This window comes from Marinihelvus fidelis (assembly GCF_008725655.1).
Classification (GTDB): domain Bacteria; phylum Pseudomonadota; class Gammaproteobacteria; order Xanthomonadales; family SZUA-36; genus Marinihelvus; species Marinihelvus fidelis.
Genome location: NZ_VYXP01000009.1, coordinates 14,961 through 38,474 on the forward strand (window position 1 = coordinate 14,961; position 23,514 = coordinate 38,474).

A 23,514-nucleotide genomic window follows, 5' to 3' on the forward strand; every position below is an offset into this window, starting at 1 on the left:
GTGACCTCGACGCCCCACACGGCTTCACCCCACGACTGGCTGGCCGAGCTGGTGGCCCGACATGGCCCGGGCTTACGGGCCTACCTGTCCCGTTTCGCCCAGTCCAGCGCCGATGTCGAGGACTGGGTGCAGGAGGCATTGCTCAAAGTTTGCGCGGCCGGGCTCGACCGCGAAATCGACAACCCACGTGCCTACCTGTTCAGCGTGGCGCGCAACGTGGCGCTCGGGCGGCTGGAGCATCGCCGGGTGCGATTCTCCGCACGCTTTGACCTGGAACTCGCGGCCCGGACCCGCTCCGAAGCACCGCCGGTGCACGAGGCGGCCCAGACCGACCGTGACGTGCGGCAGCTGCGGGCGGCCATCGAGCGCCTGCCGGCGCGCTGTCGCGAAGTCTTCGTGTTGTGCAAGATCCACGGGTTTTCACAGAAGGAAACCAGCCAGATCCTGGGTATTTCCACCAGCACCATCGAGAAGCACCTGTCCAGGGGGCTGAAACAGTGTCGCGCCATGCTGCTGGGTGAGGCCGCGCAGGATGCAGCCACGCCGGCCCCGGCCGGGCGATTGCTGCGGAGGGTGTCGCGGTGAGTGATCAGCGCGCCCACGAGGAAGCCAGCGAATGGATCGTGCGGCTCGACGCCGACAACGTGACGGCGGCCGAGCGCAGCGCCTTCGTCCGCTGGCTGAACCGCTCGGCGGAGAATGCCGATGCCTACCAGGCGATGTCGACGCTGTGGGCGCGCATGGATGCGCTCAACCTGGGCCGCCCGGATGCTTTCGGCGAAGCAATGCCTGCCAGGCAGGAACGGCCGCGCGGCGAAACGCCGTGGTACCTGGGCTATCGCGTGGCGGTGGCCGCGTCGCTGGCGGTCATCAGCCTGGTGCTGGTCGCCGTGATGGTGGGGCCGGCGACCATGGGTACGGCGCAACCGATGCACTTTGTCACGCCCCTCAACAGTGGCCACTATTTCGAAGCCGTGGATGGCTCCAGCGTGACCATCGAGCCGGGAACCACGGCGACGCTCCGTTACACGGCCGGCCGCCGTGTGCTGGACCTGGCGCAGGGCACCGTGTGGGTTGATGTCGTCCACGACCCGCAACGGCCATATACCGTCAGGGTTGGCGAGCAGACGGTGACTGCGTTGGGCACACGGTTCAGCGTCAGCGCCGATGCCACGGGAACACGGGTTCGAGTTGCCGAGGGGCGGGTCCGGTTCACCGCACGCTCCGGGCAGGGCGGCCGTCGCGGCGCTAACCTTGATGAAGCTGGAGCGGAAAGCATCGAACTGGTGGCCGGGCAGTACCTGGGCTATCACGACGGTGTGGCCACGGTGTCCTTCGATCACCAGCGTGACGAGGAGGCGCGCGAATTCGAGTAGCGGATTTTTCCGTGCCAGCCGTCTAGGTAAAGGAGAACGGCTCAAAAGGCAGGTCCTGTTCACGCAACGTGGCAGGCTACATTGGAGAAATCATGCACAGTCAACACAACACGAAAGGCTCATCCCGGGTGCAAGGCACCCTGTCCCGAACCCCGAGGTTTTCACTGGCCCTGGCCTGCTCGCTCGCACTGTTGCCGCTGTCCGGCCCGGCGCTGGCGCAGGACACGAATGACGATGAGGACGTCGACAGGGTGCTCGAAGAAGTCGTCGTCACCGGCACGCAGATCCGTGGCGCGTCCATCAATGAGGCGCTATCGGTCTCAGTGATCTCATCAGACGACATCGAGGCACTCGGTATCAGCTCCGGCGACGAACTGCTGGATGTCATCCCCGAGCAGGGGCAGAACTTTTTCAACGAGGCGGAGAACATCGCCGGCGGCGTCAACGCGGCCCGCGGCGACATCGGCGCCTTCAACCTGCGCAATATCGGCACCGGCAACACCCTGGTGCTGATGAACGGTCGCCGCGTGGTGAACGCCGCCAGCTACCAGACCGAGGAAGTGGGTGGCAGTTTCGTGCCGGTGGCGACCGCCAACTCGGCCGCGATCCCGGTGTTCGGCCTCGACCGCCTGGAGGTGCTGCGTGACGGCGCCTCGGCCATCTACGGCGCTGATGCCGTGGCCGGTGTCGTCAACACCGTCATGCGCGACGATTACGAGGGCCTGACCGTCAGCGGCCGCTGGCAGACCTATGACAACATTCCGCGTGACGACTACACCGCGACGGTGGAATGGGGCGGCTCTTTCAACAGTGGCCGCACCTACGCCGGGCTGTTCGCCACGTTTTACCATCGCGACCGCGTCAATTCGCAGGACGACGAGAAATGGGCGGACTCGGATTACCGTCGGTTGATCCCGGAAGGCTCGCCCTGGGAAGGTGATACCGCGTTCCGGAACGACAGCGCGAACTCGCTCTGGGGCCAGTTCGATATCGTTGGCGACCGCTACAACCTGAATGACCTGGACATCACCGACAGTGCCGGCGAATTCGAGACCTACCCGATTGGCGACCCGCGCTGCGAGGGTGGCTTCCAGATCAACGAGTTCACCTGTGGCCATGCGGACGGGCAGGGGACCTACCGCTACAACCTGAACGAGAACCGCGATGTGGCCTCGGAACTCGACCGCATCAACCTCTACACCTACCTGAACCACGAGTTCGACAACGGCATCGAGTCCTACACGGAGCTGGGCTGGTACCAGGCCAAGTCGAACCTGTACCGGCACCCCGCAGCCTCGTTTACCGCGGTCAAGTTGCGTGTCGGCCCGGAGAACTACTACAACCCCTTCGGCCCCTGTGGTTCGCCCAACCGACTGCCGGACTCGATTATCGGTACCGAGGTGCCCTGTGAAGGCCTGCAGCTGGAAATCGACAACTACCGGTTCGCCGAATTGCCACGCATTGTCGATGTCGAGAACGAAACCTACCGCCTGTTGCAGGGTTTCCGTGGCAGTTTTGGAAACAACTGGGATTGGGATTCCGCGGTGCTGTATTCGAAGGCCTCGCGTGATGACGTGACCCACAACCGGGTCTCCAACCAGCTGATGCAGGACGCGCTGGAGGACCCCACCGAGGCGGCTTACAATCCGTTTGTCGGCGGCATGGGTTCCAACATCGAGCGCGCCCTGGTCGATGTCTACCGTAATTCCGAGTCCGACCTGGCGCTGGCTGACTTCAAGCTGACCAATCCGTCGATCTTCAACACCTGGGCCGGGGGTGTGGGCTTCCTGGCGGGCGCCGAGTACCGCCGCGAGTCGTTCAAGGACGACCGCGACCCGCGCCTGGACGGCACCATCCAGTTTACCGACTGGCAGAACGACACCTATCCGTTCATCTCCGACATCGTCAACTCCAGCCCGACGCCGGATAACGAGGGTGATCGCAATGTCGCCTCGCTGTTCACCGAGTTCATTGTGCCGCTGCACGAGACCCTGGATGTGCAACTGGCGCTGCGCTACGAGAACTTCTCCGATGTCGGCAGCACCACGGTGCCCAAGGTGGCCTTCGGCTGGACGCCGACCGAGTGGCTGATGTTCCGTGGTTCATGGTCGGAAGCCTTCCGTGCGCCCAACCTGATCACGATCAACGAGACCCTGGTGGTGCGTAACAACACCAATACCGACTGGGCCTGCGAGTACGCGGCCGAGTATGGCGGTGATCCGGACCAGGATATCCTCGACTGCAGCTACAACATGCAGCGTCGCGCGCAGGGTAGCCAGGAGCTGGAGCCGGAGAAGTCCGACAACTCCTCGCTGGGTATTGTCCTGACGCCAACCGAGAACCTGACACTGACCGTGGACTTCTGGAAGATCAAGAAGGAAGACACCATCGGCCTGTTTGGCGAAGAAAACCACACCATGCTGGACCTGTTGTACCGCCTGCAGGCCGGAACCGGCAGTTGCGCCAGCGTGGGCAACCCGGCGCTGGGCCGCATCGACCCGGATGACGACCAGATCGCCATCTACACCGCGGCCGGCATCTGCCCGGCGGGTGATGTCGAATTCGTCGACGACAACTACCAGAACCTGGACGTGCGCAAGGTCGAAGGTTACGACTTCGGCGTCTACTACGACCTGGACACCAACTACGGTGACTGGTCGTTCCGCTGGCAGGGCTCGATCTACACCCGCTACGACCAGGAGCCGGGTGGCGCGGCGCAGGTGTTGCTGGATGCGCAGGAAGACGGCACCTTGCCGTCGAATTACCCCGTGACCGGTTTCTCCGACCTGCTGCGCATGGACGGCAACCAGGAGAAGAAGATGAACGCCCGCGCGCGCTGGCGCCTGGACGAATGGGGTGCCACGGTGGCGTGGTACTACCTGGATGACTTCTACCAGAGTTCACTGACCCTGGAGGACGGCAGCCAGTGGGTGATCCCGTCTTACGACTACTTCAACCTGAGTGCGGACTACACCTTCGACGCCTTTGATATCACCACCCGTATCCGCCTGGCCGTCAACAACGTAACCGATGAGCGCGCGCCGCTGGCCGACCGCTATTTCGGTTACTTCTCCGATGCGCACAGCGACTACGGACGCTCGTACTACATCGACTTCCGGGTCGATTTCTAAGCATGGTGAATAACCAACTGCCCGGGCCGGGGAGCGATTGCTCCCCGGCAGAAGTCCGTGCGCGCTACCAGTCGGTCGGGCTCTGGCTGGGTCCGCTGGTTGCCGGGCTCATGCTGTTGCTGGGCCCGCCGGGCGCACTGGAACCGGCGGCCTGGAAGACCGCCGCCCTGGGCGCCTGGATGGCGGTGTGGTGGGCCACCGAGGCCGCGCCCGTCGGGGTGACCGCGTTCATTCCGCTGATCTTTTTCGCGCCGTTGGGGATCACCTCGCTGAACGAGGCGGCGGCGCCCTACGCCAACCCGATCCTCTATCTCTACATGGGCGGGTTCCTGATTGCGCTGGCGATGCAGAACTGGAACCTGCACAAGCGCATCGCGCTGGCCCTGCTGTCGGTCTCCGGCACCAACGGCCGCTCGCTGATCGGCGGCTTCATGCTGACCGCGGCGCTGCTGTCGATGTGGATGACCAATACCTCGACGACGATGATGCTGTTGCCCATCGTCATCTCGGTGATCGGCGTCATCGCCGAGACCGTGCCTGACCTGGACGAGCGCGAACGTAAGCACTTCGAAATCGGCCTGTTGCTGGGTACGGCGTTTGGCGCCACCATCGGCGGCGCCGCCACGCTGGTCGGCACACCGCCGAACGCGTTCCTGGCCGGTTTCCTGGCCGAAAACTATGGCGTCGAGATCACCTTCGCGCGATGGATGCTGGTGGGCCTGCCGGTGTCGGCGGTGATGCTGCCGGTGTCGTGGATCATCCTGACCCGGATCGTTTACCCGGTGTCGTTCCGGACTTCGGCCGAGACTCGCGCCCTGCTGGCCGAGCTGCGCGAGTCACTCGGCCGGCCCAGCGCAGCCGAACGGCGCATCGCCGTGGTCTTCGCCCTGGTGGTGGCGGGCTGGATGTTCCGGCCGCTGATCAACCACTGGCTGCCGTTCCAGCTGAGTGACACCGCCATCGTCATGGTCGCGGCCTTCGTGCTGTTCCTGCTGCCCAGCGCGGGTGGCGGCAGCCGTCGCATCCTCGACTGGGGCATGACCCGCGACCTGCCGTGGGGCATCCTGGTGCTGTTTGGCGGCGGCCTGAGCCTGGCGGCGCAGGTCTCCGACACGGGGCTGGCGGAATGGATCGGCTCGGGGCTGGTGCCGCTGGGCACCCTGGGTATCGGTGCCGTGGTCGTCGGCGTGGTTATCCTGGTGATTTTCCTGACCGAGCTGACCAGCAACCTGGCCACTACGGCGACACTGCTGCCGGTGCTGGCGGCGCTGGCGCTGGAACTGGGCGTCAGCCCGGTGATGCTGACCGTGCCCGTCGCGCTGGCGGCAAGTTACGCGTTCATGCTGCCCGTGGCCACGCCGCCCAACGCCATCGTCTACGGGGCCGGCCGAATGACCGTGCCGCAGATGGCCAAGGCGGGCATCCTGCTGAACCTGTTCGGTATCATCCTGCTGTCGGCGGTGGCATTGCTGTACGCACCGCTGATCCTGGTGGGCATTGAATGAGGCATGCTGATGGTTGATGAATTGAGGCGGGCGCTGGGCCGGATGATCCTGGCGTCCGCAATCGCGCTGGTGACGGTGCTTCCGCCGATGGCGCTGGGCGGTGACGTGTTGGTTCTGGACACGGTGATCCGCGGTGGTACGGTCTTCGATGGCAGCGGCGCCAGCGGTACACGGCAGGATGTCGGCATCGTCGGTGACCGGATCGTGGCGATCGGTGACCTCTCCAGCCGCCATGCCGGCCGGGTTATAGATGCCACTGGTCTGGCCGTGGTGCCGGGCTTTGTCGACATTCACAGTCACGCGGTGCGCAGCAGCGCCGCCGACAGCGGCCTGTTTCGCTTTCCCGATGCCGAGAGCTACATCCGCCAGGGCGTCACCACGGCAATTGGCGGGCCGGATGGGGGCTCCTGGCTGCCGGTCAGCGGGCTGATCGAGCGCCTGGAGGTCACCCCGGTGGCCATCAACTTCGGCACCTTTGTCGGCCATAACACGGTGCGCGCGGAGGTCATGGGCCGCGTCGACCGTGCCCCCAGCGGCACGGAGCTGGCGGCCATGCGCGGCCTGGTCGCGGCGGCCATGGAGGATGGCGCGTTCGGTCTGTCCAGCGGATTGCAGTACATCCCCGGTGCCTATTCCGATACCGACGAGGTGATCGCGCTGGCCGCCGTGGCGGCGCGCTACGGCGGCATTTACATCACCCATATGCGCCATGAGGGCAGGCAGCTGCTCGACAGCGTCAACGAGACCATCCGTATCGGCCGCGAAGCCGGCTTGCCGGCGCAGGTCACCCATCACAAGGCCATGGGCGTGAGCATGTGGGGCAAGAGCGTCGATTCACTGGCGCTGGTCGATGCGGCCCTGGCGGAAGGCCTGGACATCGGCAGCGATGTCTACCCTTACACCGCCAGCAGCACCGGCATCCGGGTGATGTTCCCCTCCTGGGCGCTGGAAGGTGACCGCGCCACTCGCGAGGCTCGTTTTCGCGATCCTGACACCCGCCAGGCGGTGCTCGACGGCCTGGTCGACAACCTGGCGAACGATCGCGCCGGCGACGACCTGGGCCGGGTCGTCATCGCCAACTGTTCCTGGGCGCCCGAGAACAATGGCAAATCGCTGGGCGAACTGCTCGACGAACGTGATATCCCGCGCTCGCTGGAAGCGGCGGCGGAGCTGGTGCTCGAACTGGAGCTGGGCGGCACCTGCTCGGCCATCTACCACACCATGGACGAAGCGGACGTGATCCGCTTCATGCAGCACCCCACCACGATGATTGCCTCGGACGGCGGTGTCGTCATGCCGGGGCCGGATGTGCCGCATCCACGCAACTATGGCGCTTTCGCGCGCGTGCTGGCGCGTTATGTGCGCGACTTGGACGCGCTTTCGTTATCCGATGCCATCCACAAGATGTCGGCCCTGCCGGCGGATCGCCTGGGCCTGCTCGACCGGGGCAGAATCGCTCCGGGCGCCTTCGCCGATATTGCCGTGCTGGACCCGGAGACCGTTACCGACCGGGCCACGTTCGATGAACCGCACCAGTTCGCTGTCGGCGTCAGGCACGTCCTGGTCAACGGTGAGCCGGCGATGCTTGACGGCGAGCTGACCGGGAACCGCCCGGGACGGCCGTTGCGTCATGGGCAAACCACGCTGGCGGCAGCTTCCGAACCGGAGAACGGGCCGGTTGCCACGCGACCGCTGCGCGTGCTGTTTGCCGGCAACAGCTTTTCGTTCTACAACAACGGCATCCATACCCATTTCCGTAACCTGCTGCGGTCGGCCGATGAGACGTGGGTCGCGTCATCAAGCGTGAAGATGAGCACGATCTCCGGCGGCACGCTGGCGCAGCAGGGTCCGGCGCTGGACCTGCTGCTCGAACAATATGACTGGGACGTGGTGGTTCTCCAGGGGCACAGCCGTGAGCCTGTCGACCCGGAGCGGTCGGCGGTGTTCTCCAGCGCAGCGGTTGAGCTCTCGGCACGCGTTCGTGCGGCAGGTGCGCGCCCGGTGCTGTTCATGACCTGGGGCTACCGCGACCAGCCGGACATGATTGAACCGCTGTCGCGGGCCTACCTGGCCGCTGCCGAGTCGGCCGGTGCAGACGTGGCCCCGGTGGGCTGGGCCCTGGATGCCGCCCGCAAGGCGCTGCCGGGCACGGACTTTTTCGCCGCCGATGGCCGACACCCTTCGCTGGCGGCAACCTACCTGGCGGCCAACGTGTTTTATGCCCGGCTGGTGGGTTCCTCGCCCGAGCCGCTGGGTTACGATGCCGGCCTGGACCCCGAGACGGCCCGCGCGCTGCGACAACTGGCCTGGCAGGCGGCCTCGGCAAACCATGAACCCTTTGGAGAACACTGAACATGAATCGTGCCCTGATCATCGGAATGGCCGCCGCGAGCATTCTGTCCGCCTGCACGACCACGACTTCAAGCACGACACCGGGCACGACCGCACCGGTTGCTACCGACAGCGGGTGGCCGGAACGCACAGTGGCGGAAATGGGCTCGGCCGCCGCGGCCGCCGAGATTCGTGCGCGCGGCCCCTGGGAACCGCCGTCTGACCGCCACTGCGAGTCGGGCGGCATCCTGCTGGACGGGCATTTTTCCGCCGGGCAACTGGGCGATTGCACCCCGGGCGAAGACGGTGCGTTCACGCTGACGCTCTACCCGGAGAATGCGCCCCCCATCAACCCATCACCGTGGTTTGCCGTGCGCGTCAGCGGCTCCGAGGGCGACACGCTGTCATTGACCATCGACGTCGACCGCTTCAAGGCGCGCTACTGGCCCAAGTACAGCGTCGACGGCGAGCACTGGGCACCGTTGCCGGATACCCAGGCGCGGTTTGTCGACGATGGCGCGGTCATGCAGATCGACATGACACTCACCCAATCCGTGGCCTGGATTGCCGGCGGCGAGTTACTCACCGACAGCTGGTACCAGGCCTGGCTGCGGGACCTGGGCGACAGCGGCGAAGTCGATGTGTCGCTGCTGGGTGAGTCGGCGCAGGGCCGGCCGTTGTGGCTGGCCGCGACGGCGCCGAAGCCTGAAATGGTGATGTTCATCGGCCGCCAGCACCCGCCGGAAGTCACCGGCGCGCTGACCATGCATCCGTTTGTCGAAACAGTGTTCGCCGATACCGACCTGGCGCGGGCGTTCCGGGATCGCTTCCAGGTGGTCATGGTGCCGCTGGTGAACCCCGATGGTGTTGCGCTGGGCCACTGGCGTCACAACACCGGCGGTGTGGACCTGAACCGCGACTGGGGTCCGTTCACGCAACCGGAAACGCGGGCCGTTCGCGACTGGCTGGCCGCCAACATCAGCGATGACCACCGGATCCGCCTGCTGCTGGATTTCCACAGCACCAAGCGCAACCTGTTCTACACGCACCTGGACACCGATGTGACCGACCCGCCCAATGTCGCGCGCGACTGGCTGGCGGCGGGAGCGGCGCGGCTGCCCGACTACGCGTTCACGCGCGAGGCGTCGGCGCCGGGTGAGCAGGCGAATTCCAAGAACTGGTTTTTCTCCACCTACGGCATCCCGTCGGTCACCTACGAAACCGGCGACGAGACCGACCGCGAAGCCATTCGCCACTCGGCGACCGTGTTCGCCGAAGAAATGATGAAGGTGATGCTGGCGACGCCTGCGCCATGAAAAACCCGGCCCGCGGTTGCGGGCCGGGCTGCTCCCCCCTTTCCGTTCTAGCAGATCTCGGTGCCGCGAAGCGTCACCAGCACCGTATCGGAGCGGTTCGGGTTTACGCCGTCCGACACGATAGCGGTTACCGTGAATGTGCTGCCGAAGCAGCTATCCACGCGCAGTTCCACATTGAGGATCTGGTGACCGGAGCCCACGTACTGCAGTGACCCGCCGGCTTCGGCCATGAACCAGTCGACCTGCAGGATGTCGGCCGGGTCCGGGTCGGTGGCGACCGCCTGGAAGTCGACCGTGGTCACCCACTCAATGCCAACGGCCGTGCCATAGATCACCTCGCCATCGACCGGTGAGATGATCTCGATGCTGGGCGGGGCGTTATCTCCCCCGGCCACCAGCGTGAAGCCGATGAAATCACTGTCGCTGGCGTATCCATCGTCGGCCACCACCCTCAAGGTGTGGAAACCCAGGTCGACACCGGCAAATGAGACGCTGGTGTCGTCGCCCATGGCGATGGGGGTGGGGTTGTCATCCAGGTACCAGCGGACCATGTCGTCCGGCATGCCGCCCGGGTAACCCAGGTCCATGGCCCTGGCGCGCAATCGAACGATTTCGTTGTCGGTCAGCGTCGCGCCGGCCAGCGGTGAGAGCAGTTCGACCGACGGCGGTGAGTTGCCATAGCTCACGGCCACCGTGTCGGTGACGATGTCGCCGTTGTCAAAACGGGCCACCAGCCGGTAGGTATGCGTGCCGTCGCCAGTGACCGGGATGGACGGCGCGGTCATGCCGCTGCGCGTCGCCTGTACCGGCCCGGAACTGTCACCGATATGAATGGTCCAGTCGGCGCTGACCAGGTTGGCGCCGGCGCGGTACTGGGTGGCTCTCGGGACGATGGCCTGGCCCTCGTTGTAACTTGCGCCGTCCACGGGGTACTTGATCGATACGCAGGGGCACACCTGGTCCAGCCTGGACGAGACCGATTCCAGCGGGTCGATGATCAGCTTGACCTCGGGGTCGCGAACGCCCTCTGCATCCCGGGGGATGTCCCCGCGGTAGTGCAGGGAAGCGAGCACGTCACCGGGCCCCAGGGACGGGTTTGTGGCCCAGACCAGCGCGGCGACACCGGCGACATAGGGTGACGCGAAACTGGTGCCCTGGATGACATGCACGCCCGAAGGATTGCCAGGCCTGGGGCCGACCACCACGCGATAAGGCGCAAAGATGTCGACCGTGGGGTCACCGGGCGAGCCGATGTCGGTGTCGTCGTCGGACACCCGTCCAATGTTGGATCCGGGCGCGCGTTGGCGTGGTGTCAGCGACGCCGCACCGCCGCACCAGCCGTTCTCATCCGGGTCGGGATCGAAGCAGGCCCGGGTCTGGAGCCCGCCCACGCAGTAGGTGCGGGACAGTTCGCAGGGCCAGTTCACCCCGGTTTCCCAGCACAGGTCGCCGATGCAGGCCTGGTTGTCGTTGTTGTCGGCATCGTTACCGGCCGCGGCGACCAGGACCATGCCCGCGTCGTACAGGGCCAGGAAAGCAATTTCGAATGGCGCCATTGACCATTCCAGCCCCATCGGAATCCAGCCGCCGTAGGACATGTTGGCAATACGGGCGCCCGCGATCCGGCCCTGGTCGAGCGCGGACACGGTATGGAACAGGTCGTAGCCGGTAAACACGGCGATGGTGTCGGCCACCGGGCTGCCCGTACCGACCACGCCACGGCCGTTGTCCGCTGCCGAGGCCGCCGTGTTGAGCACCGGTGTGCCGTGGTCCGGTGAAGCCGGGTCAAGTCCACTGGTGTTGAGTGCCGCGGTCGCACCAACCACGCTCAGGCTGCGGAAACCCACCGGGAAATCATCGTTGATTCCCGGGTAGAAGCCGCCGTCGAGGATGCCGATGCCTATCTTGTTGTCCAGCTTGCCGGCCTCGTCGAGCAGGGTCCACGCCTCCACCACGCCCAGGCCCAGGTCCGAGCCGGCGCGCATATGGTTCCAGTTGTATGGGTTGTTGCTCCATGCGCCGCCGGGCAGGTCGGTCCAGCCGTTGGGTCCAGTGGGTGATTCGGCCAGGTAGCCGTCCTCGTAGCCGCCGGGCCGGCCAATCCAGTTGATACCGATCATGTGGCCCGCGGCAGCCTCGGCGGCGGCGATGGTCAGCAGCGCCAGGCCCTGTTCACTGGACACCTGGATCACCGCACCCCGCGTGTCCGTCAGTTGCGCCTCGAAGTCAGGAAATTCCGCCGGGTCGGCGAGCGAGGTATCGACCAGGACCAGCGCGAGTTCCGGTTCGCCCGGTAACACGGCGGGCAGTTCCGCCATGATCACGCCGTTCCATCTCGAAGCGATGTCGGCCGCCATGGGGCGCTCGACCACGATTTCGGTGGAGAAGAAGTGTGCGATACGGCCCTGGGCGTCACTGAGCGCCGCCAGTGGACGTGGCGCGGGGCCATAGCTGCCCGGCAACTGATCCAGGAATGGTGATACGGCAGAGCCTACAAAGTAGAGGTTGGGCGCGTCGCAGGCCTCGCCGTCAACGGCCAGTGACGTGGCGGCGGCGTCTTCATGGGTCACCTGGATCAGGGCGAGCATATCCGCCCGGTCCGCGGCCAGGCGTTCAAGCTGCCGTGCGATCGCGCGCTGTACCGATGGCTTGGCCGTTGCGGCCAGGTCGGCCTCCTTGCGGTCAACCTGGCGGTCAATCAGGGCCAGTTTCAGGTACAGGCCACCGATGTAGGTGTGAAACGCGTCCAGCCGGCCACAATGGTTGCCGGTCCAGTCATCCTCGTAAAGACTGTCCCGAAGCTGGTCATAGAACTCGTCATCGCGCTCTTCGCTTGCCAGTGTGAGCCCGGCATACAGGGTTGTGCCCAGAAGCAGGGCCAGGCCCAGCAGGGCGCGCTTGATTCGTGATGCTGACATGGTGTCTCCTCCCCGAGTCATGCAGTGGTTGCAAACGGGTAATCGCCGTTCGCCACGAAAAGGGGACAAAAAAAATGCCGCGACCGGGTAGCCGGTCGCGGCGCAGTCAGGCTGGCCCGGCCGTGATCAGTAGATGCGGGCGAGTGCCAGTTCGGCGTCTTCCTGCAACACGATCCACCAGCGGTTGCCGTGCTCGGCGTCAAAGCCCACCAGCGGGTAACCGGGGCAGCCGGCCGGCAATGTCGGCGGCGTGACCAGGAACGACTCGTCCCAGGCCGCGTTCACTTCACAACCGGCTTCCGTGGCCGCGACCCAGGTGTCGCCGGCGCGCAGCGCCAGGCCCAGTCCACGGGTGTTGCCCTTGAATGAGCCACCGGTCAACTGCACGGCGTACGGGTCGGACAGCGCGGTGCCCAGGTCCCAGTCGGCGCTGGCGTAGTCCGGCAGGGTCACCGGTGCCTTGGCGCTGCCATCCGGGTTGGAAAGCGCCAGGCCGGCATCGGACTCGATGTCCTTCGGCTCACCGTAGTCACCCTGGTACATGCCGGTCTGGTTCTGCGTGCCGCTGACGATGACGATATCGGACACGGTGTCACGCGTAGCCGGTAGCCAGCTCAGGGTCACGTGCTCCTTCAGGTCCATCGTGGTTTCCGGGAAGATCAGCTCGTCGTTGCCTTCGTCCGGTAACGCGCGGGCCGGGCCGTTCAGGTTCGGCGACCAGGCCTGGTGGTACTGGAACAGCCACTGGTAGGCCAGGCGCACCAGGTCGTTGAGCGTTTCCGCGCGGGTCAGGCCGGGGGTGTAGCTCATGTCGCGGGTGCGCGAATCGGTGCGGTTGAAGGTGCGGTTCACACCACCTACCAGCTGTACGCGGCTGCCGTCGTCGGCGACGCACTCGGCGGTCTTGTACTCGGGCGTCAGCACCAGCACCGGGCGCGTGCCCTCCGGCACCGAGATCGGGTAAACGACGGTCTCGCAGCGGTTGGTGCTGCGGCTGAAGCGGTCACCCAGTTTCCAGTCGGCGCTGAAGGCGTGCTCGGGGCCGTTGCCCAGGGCGGTGTGGTTGGCGTACCAGGACTGGTAGTCCACGCGGTCGCCGTCGAAGGTCAGCAGGCCGGAGTTGACGTCGAAGTGCGAAGAACCGCCGCTCATGGTGGCGTTCTTCTGCGACACGATCATCTGCACCAGGTCGCGCTCGCCGTAGCGGAACTCGTAACCCTTGTAGGAGGCGTTACCGGCCATGATCTGCGTGTACATGTCCATGCGGTAGTTGCCGCCCTGCGGCGTGTGGCCGGAGGGATACGTGGTCAGCGTGGTCTTGGCCGACACCAGCGAGCGCTGGTACATGTGCTCGTGGCCCTGCACGTAGATGACGTCGTGATCGGAGAAATACTCGCGGATCTGCGGCTGTACCGAGTACACCCAGTCGTCGTCCTTGGTGCCATCGACAATCTGCTCGCGGGTCTGGCCGTACTTGGCGCCGATCAGGCCATCGTGGCTGGCGACCACCACGTGGTCGACCTGGTCACGGTTCTCAAGCACCACGTCCTGGATCCACGGAAAGGCGATCGGCAGGTTGTAGTAAGCCAGGCCGATGACCAGCACGTTGTTGCGAATGACGTAGTAGTTCACCCATTCGTAGCCCGGCATGTGCACGGCGTCGGCCGGGATGAAGTCCTTCATGTTCTCGATCCACTCCGCGGTGTACGCGTAGCTGGTCTCGTGGTTGCCCATCACCGGCAGGAACTCGATGCCCTTGTCCGCGTAGGCGTCGGCCACGGAACGCCATTCCATGAACTCGATGGTGGAGCCGTTGTCGGTCAGGTCGCCCAGCGCGATGACCAGGTCGACGCCGGCCTCGTCCTGGTGCGCCAGCACTTCGGCCATGGGGTGCATGGCCACGTGGGCCTGGCCGTCCGGGGTCGATCCGCCCTGGGTGTCGGGCAGCAGGCCGATGGTGAAGGCGCCGGTGTCGGCACTGGGCTTGCCGCCCTTCTTGCCGGTGTTGCCCTTGTCGTGCTTGGGCGCTGCAACGGCGGCGGGGATGGCGAGAATGGCGCTGACCGCCAGCGTCAGCGCGGCGCGGGCCAGGGTGGTGTGAATGGGTTTACGGGAATGCATGGCTCCTCCTCGGGAGACAGGGGTGGAATGAGGAGCCGTATTGCAACAGCCTGTCATGACACCGGCGGGTCGCCGGTGTGACAGTTCGGTGAGCGCGGCCGGCACAGGAGTAGGTGCCGACAGGGCGGGTGGGCGGCGCGAAGCCGCCACGGAGCAGGGGGGGGTCAGCCCTCGAGGGCGTCCAGGCGTGATTGCAGTTCGATGACGGTGTCTTCCAGCGCCTTGACCCGGGCCTCGAGTGCCGCAGATGCCGGTGCGGATGCCCGGGCCGTCACTGGCGGCGCCTCGGGCTCACCGGCCAGCAGGTGAGCATAGCGGCCTTCCTTCTGGCCAGGCTGGCGTTCGAAGGCCATGACCAGGGGCGGGTCAGCTTCGATCAGTTTCTGCAGCGCGAACTGCACGTCATCCAGGTCGTCGAAATCGAACATGCGGTGGCTGTGCGTTTTCAGCTCACCCAGGGTCTGCGGCCCACGCAGCATCAGCGTGGCCAGCAGTGCCATGCCCTTGGAGTAGACACACAGGGCCTCGCCCAGGCGTTGGCTGTACTTGGGTGTGCGCGCACCCCATTCCTCGCGGACCAGGCGCAGGGCTTCCAGTTCGCGCAGGGCGTGGCCAATCTCGCCCTCGGTGTAGTCGGTGACCGGGCTGCGCGAGGTCTTCTGGTTACAGGCACTGCGCAGGCTGTTGAGCGTCAGCGGGTACTGGTCGGGCGTGGTCTTTTCCTTTTCCAGCATGCAACCGAGCACGCGAACCTGGATGGGGGTGAGTTCCTGCATGGCGGGTTAACCGATGTTGAGGGGAGCAAAGTATAGGCGATCGCAGTCACGCCGGGATGGTTGGGGATTCACGCCAGGTTCAGCGACAGCGCCTATACTGGTAACAGCCATGAATGATCGAAAAAACATGCTTCGTCTTTCGCGGGCCGGATTCGTGCTGGCGCTGCTGATGCTCGCGTCCGCTCCCGTGCACGCGCAGATTTACCGTTGTGATACGGCGGATGGGCCGGTGTTTTCGGACACGCCCTGCGGCGACCAGGCGGCGACGGTAAAGGTTAGGCCGGATTCATCCGGTATATCCGTGGGCCCGGACGCGGAGACGCGCGAGTACCTGGCGAAGAAGAAGGCCGACAGGGCCGATGCGCGCGCCGAGCAACAGCGCCTGGACGCCACCCGGGTGCGCCAGCCCATCTATGTGCCGGTGCCGGTGGATGAGCCGACGCTGTACCCGCCGCTCTGGCCGGACTATGGGAATGACCGGCCCAACCGGCCGCGCCCGCCGCATCATCGTCCCGATCACCCGGATCGGCCCGGGCGTCCGGGACGGCCAGGGCGCCCGGGTAATGGCAACCCGGGTGGACCGGACAGTGGGGGTAGCGTGCTGAGGCCGCGCGGCAACTAGCGTGGCCGCGCCGGGTTATTGCCCGGCGGTGGCCGCCTGGCCATCTTCTGCCAGGGTCCTGGCTTTTTCCAGTCCGGCCAGGTTCGGGTCGGCGTCGCTCCATGCCTGCATAACCTGCCCCGCCAGTTCGCGCGCGCGATCTGGGTCACCCTTGCGGGCTTCCAGGCTGGCCTGCGCGAGCCAGAGGTAGGGTGACGAGGGATCGAGAGCCAGCCCCTGGTCCAGCGTCAGCTGGGCGCTTTCCAACTGGTCTGCCATCATCTGTGCCGTGGCAACGTGAGCCATCAGGATCGGTAATGCATAGGCATTGATCTGGCCGGCTACGAACGACTCACCGATCTGGTCAACCGCAGACTGCAGTAACGTTGCGGCGGATGCGTAGTCTTCCTCGAAATACGCAATCTCGCCGGCCAGCAGGGGCAGCTGGAAGTTCATGGCGTTGTATTTCAGCTGTTTCAGCGTGGACTCGAAGGTATCAAGGTGTCCACGGGCGGCGTCAAAATCGCCCTCGTAGGCCGTGACCAGCAGTGTCAGCGGCTCCAGGAACCCACTCATCGGCGGCGCCGGAAGCATCGCCCGGGCCTCGGCGACCACGGCCCTGGCCATCTCAATATCATCCCGTCGCAGGGCCAGGTCCAGCAGCGTCGAATGGATCGACAGCGCGACGACAAAAGGGGGCTGGGATTCGGCCAGGTAGGGCTCCGCGGCGCGAAGCTGCTCGATGGCCGCGTCAATGCGTCCCAGCCGCGCCTCCAGGTAATGGGCCGCCATGTGTACCGAGTATTTTTCACCCGAAGTGCTGGCGATGCGCATGGCTTCCTCGAGTAGCTGCCGCGAGCGCGCATAGTCGCCATTGCGGTCGGCGATGATCTGCAAAGCCAGCAAGGGTGCGACGGAACGGTTCTCCAGCAACTGGGCCTTCTGGTACTCGGCACGGGCCTGGTCGAGCTGCCCGGTGTCCCTGAGCAGGTCGCCCAGCTTGATGTGGGCGTCCATCTCGTCCGGGCGTTCTTCCTGGTACCGCCGCGCGTACTCGAGCGCACCATCCAGGTTGCCGAGTGAGCGCTCGATATCCGAGAGCACCAGCAGCAGGCCAACGTTGAGCGGGTCCCTGGCGAGCGCGGCCTGGAAGTGCTGGCGGGCCTGCTCAGTGTCGCCGTCCACCATCAGCAGGGTGGCCAGCTGCGCATGCCAGAAGGCCTCGTCGCGCAGTTGCACCTGCAGGCGCAGGAACTCGAAGAGTTTTTCACTCTCGCCGTTGGTCCGGTAGACCATGCTGGTGAGAATGGCCCGGTCGTTCGCGGGCAGGCGGTAGTCCAGCGGTTGCGCCTGGGTAAAGGCCGCGGCTGCGGCGGGCATATTGCCGGTTTCGGTCAGGTAGTAGCCCTTGTAGAGCAGGGCCAGGACAAAGTTAGGGTCGATGGCCAGCGCCTGGTCGAAATGGCCAATGGCCGAGGTGATGTCGTTGTCCAGCAGGCGCGCATTCAGGCCATGCATGTAAGCGCGCAAGGCGTCTTCGGACTCGCCATAGGTTTCGGCCAGCGGCAGGTCTTCCTGGTCGCTGACCTGGAGGCTGGGTGCGTCCAGGACTTCGCGAATACGGATCGAGGCCTGGTCCATCATCGGCAGGATATCCCAGCCGGTCTGGGTGAACTCGTCGACACGCTTCATGCTGGTGGTCTCCCACAACCGGGTGGTCAGGGAGAACCCATCATCCGACGCCTCGATGGACCCGGTGGTGAAATACTGGCGGTTGGCGTCCCGAGCGATCTGTCGCAGCAGTGAGGCCGGCGCGCCCAGGCCGTCCTCGAACCCGGCGGCCTGAAGGCGGCCGTACATGCCGCCACGCTGCGAGGTATAGGGCGAACTGGTCGACAGCGTCGTGTCCTGCTGCAGGTCCTGGGTCAGCAACTCGGTGGCGGTGTATTGCAGCCAGTCCAATGCCGGGTCACCCGATTCGTTCTCAAAAAAGAACACGGCCAGCCGCTGGCGGGCCGGGCCGGCGGGTGCCTCTGCCACGTCGGTCGCTTCCACGGCCTGCGCCTCTGCCGTGGTGGCGGTGTTCGCGGCGGGTTCCGTTCCAAGGTTGCTTCCCAGGATGCCCAGGAGCAGGCCCGCGGTCGCGACCAGGTTGATCGGCACACCGATCTTCTGGGCCCGGGTCGCGGTGTCCTTGCCGGGGCGTCCGTAGGACCAGGCTACCAGGGCGACGCTGGGCACCAGGCTGAACAGGCCCCAGAACACCAGGTCCGGTACGTAAGGGGGCAGTTCATAGCGGTCGGTCAGGCGGTCGAGAATCTCGATCGCGACCCAGCAGCCAGCGACATAGACACCAATGGTGGGCAGTACGCGTCGCTCGCGCAGTTCTTTCATGAAATCAACCATGGGCTGGGATTATAGACATCTTCTGTCGCCGTTTAGTTGATTGCTGCGCCCGGCTTACATGTTCACGACGTGATAGTGCGGGTCGTCCTCGGCCACCTCGATATCCACCAGGTTGCCGGCGGCGCGGATCATCTGCCGGCATTCGGGGCTCAGGTGGCGAAGGTGCAATGTCTTGCCGGCGTTGCGGTAGCGCTCGGTGATGGCGTTCAGCGCTTCCAGGCTGGAGTAGTCCGCCACGCGCGCTTCCTTGAAGTCGATGATCACGTTATCCGGGTCGGTTGCTGGCGACATGCGCTCGGAAAACTCGCGCACGGATCCGAAATACAGCACGCCCTGAAGGCGATAGATACGCGTGCCATCGGGCTCGTCGTGCGGATTCATGCGCACGTGTTGCGCGCTCTCCCAGGCGAACGACAGCGCCGACATGATCACGCCGACCAGCACTGCCAGTGCCAGGTTGTGCAGCAGCACCGTGACCAGCGTGACCACGATAATGACCAGCACGTCGATTTTCGGCACCTTGCCAAAGGTCTGGAATGAGGCCCACTCGAAGGTGCCGATGACCACCATGAACATCACGCCGGCCAGGGCCGCCATCGGGATTTCACCGATCACCGGGCCGCCGACCATGATAAAAAAGGTCAGCGCCAGCGCGGCAACGATGCCGGATGTGCGACCGCGGCCACCGGATTTGATGTTGATCAGGCTCTGGCCGATCATCGCGCAGCCGCCCATGCCGCCAAACAGCCCGGACAGCACGTTGGCGCCGCCCTGCGCGAAACACTCGCGGTTGCCCTGGCCGCGGGTGTCGGTCATGTCATCGATCAGTTGCAGCGTCATCAGCGATTCGATCAGGCCGACCATGGCAACAGTCACCGCGATACCACCGATCAGCAGCGTCGTTTCCAGGTTCCAGACGATGTCGCCCGGCCATACCAGTGGCGGGAAACTGCCCTTCAGTTCGGCGCTGCCGGTGCCTTCGAGCAGCACGTCGGACACGGTCTTGGTATCGACCACGCCGAAATAACTGAGCAGGCCGATACCCAGGATGGCCACCAGGATGGACGGCACGGCCTTGGTCAGGCGCGGGAAGAACTCGATGATGGCCATGGTGGCCAGCGCCAGGCCGCCCATCACCCATAACTGGTTGCCTGGCAGCCAGTGGCCGTCGGGCGACTGGAAGACCTCGAACTGCGCCAGCAGGATCAGGATGGCCAGGCCGTTCACAAAGCCCATCATGACCGGGTGGGGCACCAGGCGAATGAAACGGCCCAGCTTCAGCGCGCCCACCACGCCCTGGATCAGGCCGGCAATCATCACCGTGGCGAACATGTATTGCAGGCCCAGGTCGTCGATGCCCAGTTCCGCGCCGCGCTGGTTGCCGATATCAACGGCCTTGGCCACGACCACGGCGATGGCGCCGGTGGCGCCGGAGATCATGCCCGGACGGCCGCCAAAGCCCGATGTCACCAGCCCCAGGAACACCGCTGACCACAGGCCGATGATGGGGTCCACGCCGGCGATGAACGAGAACGCGATGGCCTCGGGTACCAGCGCCAGGGCGACGGTCAGCCCGGAGAGGGTGTCGTCTTTCCAGTTGCCGTTTTTCTTTTCGAACAGTTTGAAGATCATGGTCTGGCCTGGTTGGTCCGGGGCGGCGGGCAAAGGGCGCGGATTCTACCCTAAACCAGTGCGGGTGGTTTCGACCAGCGCGTTCCAGACCGCGTCGATGCGGCGAACCCGTCGCAGGTCGGGGTGAGTAAGCAGCCACAATTGGCCCTCGATGCCCGGCAGGGTGAACAGGCGGTCAAGGCCCGGCTCGGCCTGGTCTGCCGGTAGCAGGGCATAGCCCACGCCGGCCCGGGCCAGCGCGCCCATGGTGGTGAGGTCGTTGGCCCGCGTGACGATGTCGCTGGCGTGGTGGGCTTCGAGCCACTGGAAGGCGTCCAGTCGCATCATCGAGTGATCGGCGCCGATCATCGGGCGGCCGGACAGCTCATCCAGGCCGACGGGTGGTTCGTCACCCAGGATGGCCGGGCGGCACACCCACCAGGCCAGGTCCACGAGCCGGCGCCCAACCTGTTGCTCCGGCGGGCGGGTGGTGGCGCGCAGGGCGATATCGGCCTGGCGGCGGCCCAGGTCGTAGTCGGTGTCGCCGACCAGCACTTCCAGGCGGATGCCCGGGTGACTGTCCCGCAACGCGCGCACTGCCGGCGGGACCAGTGTCCGGGCAATGTTCGGCGCCGTGGTCAGGCGTACCGTGCCTGTGGCCTGCAGGTCCTGGCCGGCGATGTCCAGCTCGATGGACTGGACGGCGGCCTGGGCCTGCCGCGCCGGCGCCAGCATCTTTTCGCCGGCGGGCGTGAGTGCATAGCCTTCCGGCTGGCGATCGAACAGGCGCGTGTCGAGGTCGGCTTCCAGCGTGTTCAGGCGCCGGAACACCGTGGAGTGATTGACCCGCAGGCTGCGGGCGGCACCGGCCAGTGTGCCGGCCTCGGCAATGGCCAGGAACAGTTCCAGGTCGTTCCAGTTCATGGGCGATATTGCAAATGTGCAAGAGAATATTGCCAGTATTGATGATTTCCATGCGTCATCGCAACTGGGATGATGGCTCCACGTTGTCGTAACACTGAATCGAGGAGACACGATATGAACCGTTATGAAGATTATGGTCCCACCGTCCTGCGGATTGCACTGGGCGTTATTTTCCTGGCCCACAGCGCCTACCTGAAGGTGATGGTGTTCACCGTCCCGGGCACCGTGGGCTTTTTCCAGTCGCTCGGCCTGCCGGGCTTTGCCGCCTATGCCACCATGGCAGCCGAAATCATCGGCGGTGTGGCGCTGATCCTGGGCTGGCGTGTGCGCGAAGCCGCGGCCGTGCTGACCGTGGTGTCTCTGGGCGCCACCTGGGTGCATTCCGGCGCCGGCTGGTTGTTCACCAATGAAGGCGGCGGCTGGGAGTATCCGCTGTTCCTGGCGGTCACCAGTTTCGTCCTGGTGCTGACCGGGCCCGGCGCGCTGGCGCTGGGTCGCAAGCGCTCACCGGCGCTGGCGGCAGGCTGATGCTGGGCCCTCGTCCCGGCGTGGAGTGCTACCACGCGCACATCTACTTCGAGCCGTCGGAGCTGCAGCTTGCGACCCGGCTGCATGCGGAAATGAGTGGCCGGTTCGGGCTGCCGATGGGGCGGATTCACAACCGCCCCATTGGGCCGCACCCGGTCGGCATGTTCCAGGTGATCGTGCCCGCCGAGGCGCTCGCAAGGGTGACGGACTGGCTGGAGCATCACCGCCAGGGGCTGGACGTGTTGGTTCACGAAGATACGGGTGATGACTACCGTGACCACACCCACGGCGTGCGCTGGCTGGGGCAGCCGCACCCGCTGGATCTATCGGTCCTGCGCCCGGCGACCCGGGCGCAGGTTTGACTATAGGCGATCAGCCGGCGGGGTAGGTGTAGCTGGCGGCCACGCCCAGTGGCCAGCCGGTGAAGGTGTACAGCAGAAGGAAGGTCGTCCAGGCCACCAGGAAGGTGATCGAGAACGGCAGCATCATCGCCGCCAGGGTGCCAATGCCGGTGCCCTTCACGTAGCGCTGGCAGTAAATGACCACCAGTGGGAAGTACGGCATCAGCGGCGTGATGATGTTGGTGCTGGAGTCACCCACGCGGTAAGCGGCCTGGGTCAGGTCGGGCGAGATGCCCAGCGTCATCAGCATCGGTACGAAAATCGGCGCCAGCAGGCCCCACTTGCCGCTGGCCGAGCCGACGAAGATGTTGACGAAACCGGTCAGCAGCACGATGCCGATAATGGTGATGTACCACGGCAGGGCCATCGCCTTCAGCGCCTGCGCGCCCTCCAGCGCCATCAGCGCACCCAGGTTTGAGACGTTAAACGCGTACACGAACTGGGCGATGAAGAACATGATGACCAGGTAGTAGCCCATGGACTCCATCGACTTTGTCATGCCACGGATCATGTCCTTGGACGACGTGATCGTGCCCGCCACCAGCCCGAAGACGATGCCGGGCAGCAGGAACAGCAGGAAAATCAGCGTGACGATGGACTGCATCAGCGGCGAGGTGAAGTTGGTGAGTGAGCCGGTGGCATCGCGCCACGCTGAGCCCTCGGGCAGCGCGGTCAGGAACAGCACGACCAGGCCCAGCACCATCACGCCCATGGCCGCGGCCAGGCCCTTGCGCTCGGCCGCGCCCAGGTGGTCCATCTTCGGCAGGTCGTCCAGGTCGCCATCGACGACGGTACGTTGCAGTCGCGGCTCGATCACCCGGTCCGTGATGTACCAGGCCAGCGCCACGATCAGTAGCGAGGAGACCGCGGTGAAGTAGTAGTTGTTCAGCGGGTTGGTAATGATGTCGGCGTCGAGGATGCCGGCGCCCACCTGGGTCAGCGAGGCCAGCATCGGGTCCAGCGCCGATGGCGCCGGGTTGGCCGAGAAGCCGCCCGACACGCCCGCGAACGCCGCGGCAATACCCGCCAGCGGATGCCGCCCCGCGGCATAGAAAATCAATCCACCTAACGGGATGACCAGCACGTAGCCGGCGTCGATGGCCGAGTGGCTAAGGATGCCGACGAACACGACCATCGGCGTCAGAAGTACCCTTGGGGTCACCCCCAGCATCGCCTTCAGCCCGGCGTTAATAAAGCCGGATGACTCCGCCACGCCGATGCCCAGCATGGCCACCAGCACCGTGCCGACCGGCGCGAACCCGGAAAAATTGGTGACCATCTTTGAGAAAAACGTGGTCATCGACGAACCGGCCAGCTGGTTGTGCACCACCAGCGCCTCGCCCGTGCGCGGATCAATCACGCTGAACGACACGTAGGACAGCAGCCACGACAGCACCCAGACGATAAACAGCAGGGCGATAAACAGCATCGCCGGGTCCGGGATGCGGTTGCCGATGCGCTCGACGGCGCCGAGGAAGCCGCCGGGTGCGTTGTTGGGGGTATCAGTGGCCTGGGTCATTTCGGGATGTCCTCTTGGTGTTCGGCGGGCGCCGGGCAGCGGCGCCGGAA

16 protein-coding genes are annotated in these 23,514 nt (G+C 65.4%); 9 read left to right on the forward strand and 7 right to left on the reverse strand.

The genetic code is table 11. The features are described from left to right. From F3N42_RS13485 to F3N42_RS13510, 6 genes are all read left to right on the forward strand, one after another. Window positions 1-585 carry an RNA polymerase sigma factor gene (locus tag F3N42_RS13485; protein ID WP_191621429.1) on the forward strand — a complete coding sequence of 195 codons (585 nt, stop codon included), beginning with the start codon at window positions 1-3 and terminating at the stop codon, window positions 583-585. Next, window positions 582-1,376, forward strand: a complete 795-nt coding sequence (locus F3N42_RS13490; RefSeq protein WP_150865012.1) for a FecR family protein — start codon at window positions 582-584, stop codon at window positions 1,374-1,376. The genes F3N42_RS13485 and F3N42_RS13490 overlap by 4 nt, the downstream gene beginning before the upstream one ends. A gap of 92 nt (window positions 1,377-1,468) precedes the next feature. Next, entirely contained in the window at window positions 1,469-4,507 is a 3,039-nt protein-coding gene (locus F3N42_RS13495) for a TonB-dependent receptor domain-containing protein (RefSeq protein WP_150865013.1), read from the forward strand. 2 nt (window positions 4,508-4,509) lie between these two features. Beyond that, complete coding sequence (locus F3N42_RS13500; protein ID WP_150865014.1) at window positions 4,510-6,012, forward strand: SLC13 family permease; 1,503 nt, start codon at window positions 4,510-4,512, stop codon at window positions 6,010-6,012. Between the two features lie 9 nt (window positions 6,013-6,021). Next, window positions 6,022-8,364 (forward strand): amidohydrolase family protein, encoded by a 2,343-nt coding sequence (locus F3N42_RS13505; RefSeq protein WP_191621430.1) that lies wholly within the window; start codon window positions 6,022-6,024, stop codon window positions 8,362-8,364. A gap of 2 nt (window positions 8,365-8,366) precedes the next feature. After that, entirely contained in the window at window positions 8,367-9,659 is a 1,293-nt protein-coding gene (locus tag F3N42_RS13510; RefSeq protein WP_150865016.1) for a M14 family metallopeptidase, read from the forward strand. 47 nt (window positions 9,660-9,706) lie between these two features. Here F3N42_RS13510 and F3N42_RS13515 read toward each other — a convergent pair whose 3' ends face one another. The 3 genes from F3N42_RS13515 to F3N42_RS13525 form a co-directional block, all read right to left on the reverse strand. After that, a complete protein-coding gene (locus tag F3N42_RS13515; protein WP_191621431.1) occupies window positions 9,707-12,577 on the reverse strand; it encodes a S8 family serine peptidase in 2,871 nt (956 codons plus the stop codon). Between the two features lie 126 nt (window positions 12,578-12,703). After that, a complete protein-coding gene (locus F3N42_RS13520; RefSeq protein ID WP_150865018.1) occupies window positions 12,704-14,698 on the reverse strand; it encodes a metallophosphoesterase family protein in 1,995 nt (664 codons plus the stop codon). A gap of 164 nt (window positions 14,699-14,862) precedes the next feature. Further along, window positions 14,863-15,474, reverse strand: a complete 612-nt coding sequence (locus F3N42_RS13525) for a YceH family protein (protein ID WP_150865019.1) — start codon at window positions 15,472-15,474, stop codon at window positions 14,863-14,865. A gap of 109 nt (window positions 15,475-15,583) precedes the next feature. Between F3N42_RS13525 and F3N42_RS13530 the strand changes: the two genes are divergently transcribed. Then, window positions 15,584-16,096, forward strand: coding sequence for a DUF4124 domain-containing protein (locus tag F3N42_RS13530; protein ID WP_191621432.1), 513 nt, complete (start codon window positions 15,584-15,586; stop codon window positions 16,094-16,096). 15 nt (window positions 16,097-16,111) lie between these two features. Here F3N42_RS13530 and F3N42_RS13535 read toward each other — a convergent pair whose 3' ends face one another. The 3 genes from F3N42_RS13535 to F3N42_RS13545 all read right to left on the reverse strand — a co-directional run bounded on the left by F3N42_RS13535 (window position 16,112) and on the right by F3N42_RS13545 (window position 21,016). Further along, a complete protein-coding gene (locus F3N42_RS13535) occupies window positions 16,112-18,469 on the reverse strand; it encodes a tetratricopeptide repeat protein (protein ID WP_150865021.1) in 2,358 nt (785 codons plus the stop codon). 66 nt (window positions 18,470-18,535) lie between these two features. Then, window positions 18,536-20,113: a SulP family inorganic anion transporter gene (locus F3N42_RS13540; protein WP_150865022.1), complete on the reverse strand. Its 1,578-nt coding sequence runs from the start codon at window positions 20,111-20,113 to the stop codon at window positions 18,536-18,538. Window positions 20,114-20,158: 45 nt separating this feature from the next. Continuing rightward, the gene (locus tag F3N42_RS13545) at window positions 20,159-21,016 is read right to left on the reverse strand and encodes a LysR family transcriptional regulator (RefSeq protein WP_150865023.1); all 858 of its coding nucleotides are present in this window, start codon (window positions 21,014-21,016) and stop codon (window positions 20,159-20,161) included. A gap of 114 nt (window positions 21,017-21,130) precedes the next feature. Here F3N42_RS13545 and F3N42_RS13550 point away from each other — a divergent pair, with 114 nt between their 5' ends. Together F3N42_RS13550 and F3N42_RS13555 are read left to right on the forward strand one after the other, a co-directional pair. Continuing rightward, window positions 21,131-21,544, forward strand: coding sequence for a DoxX family protein (locus F3N42_RS13550; RefSeq protein ID WP_150865024.1), 414 nt, complete (start codon window positions 21,131-21,133; stop codon window positions 21,542-21,544). Then, entirely contained in the window at window positions 21,544-21,906 is a 363-nt protein-coding gene (locus tag F3N42_RS13555) for a DOPA 4,5-dioxygenase family protein (protein ID WP_150865025.1), read from the forward strand. The genes F3N42_RS13550 and F3N42_RS13555 overlap by 1 nt, the downstream gene beginning before the upstream one ends. 10 nt (window positions 21,907-21,916) lie before the next feature. Here F3N42_RS13555 and F3N42_RS13560 read toward each other — a convergent pair whose 3' ends face one another. After that, window positions 21,917-23,464, reverse strand: a complete 1,548-nt coding sequence (locus tag F3N42_RS13560; protein WP_150865026.1) for an AbgT family transporter — start codon at window positions 23,462-23,464, stop codon at window positions 21,917-21,919. Between the last annotated feature and the right edge of the window lie 50 nt (window positions 23,465-23,514).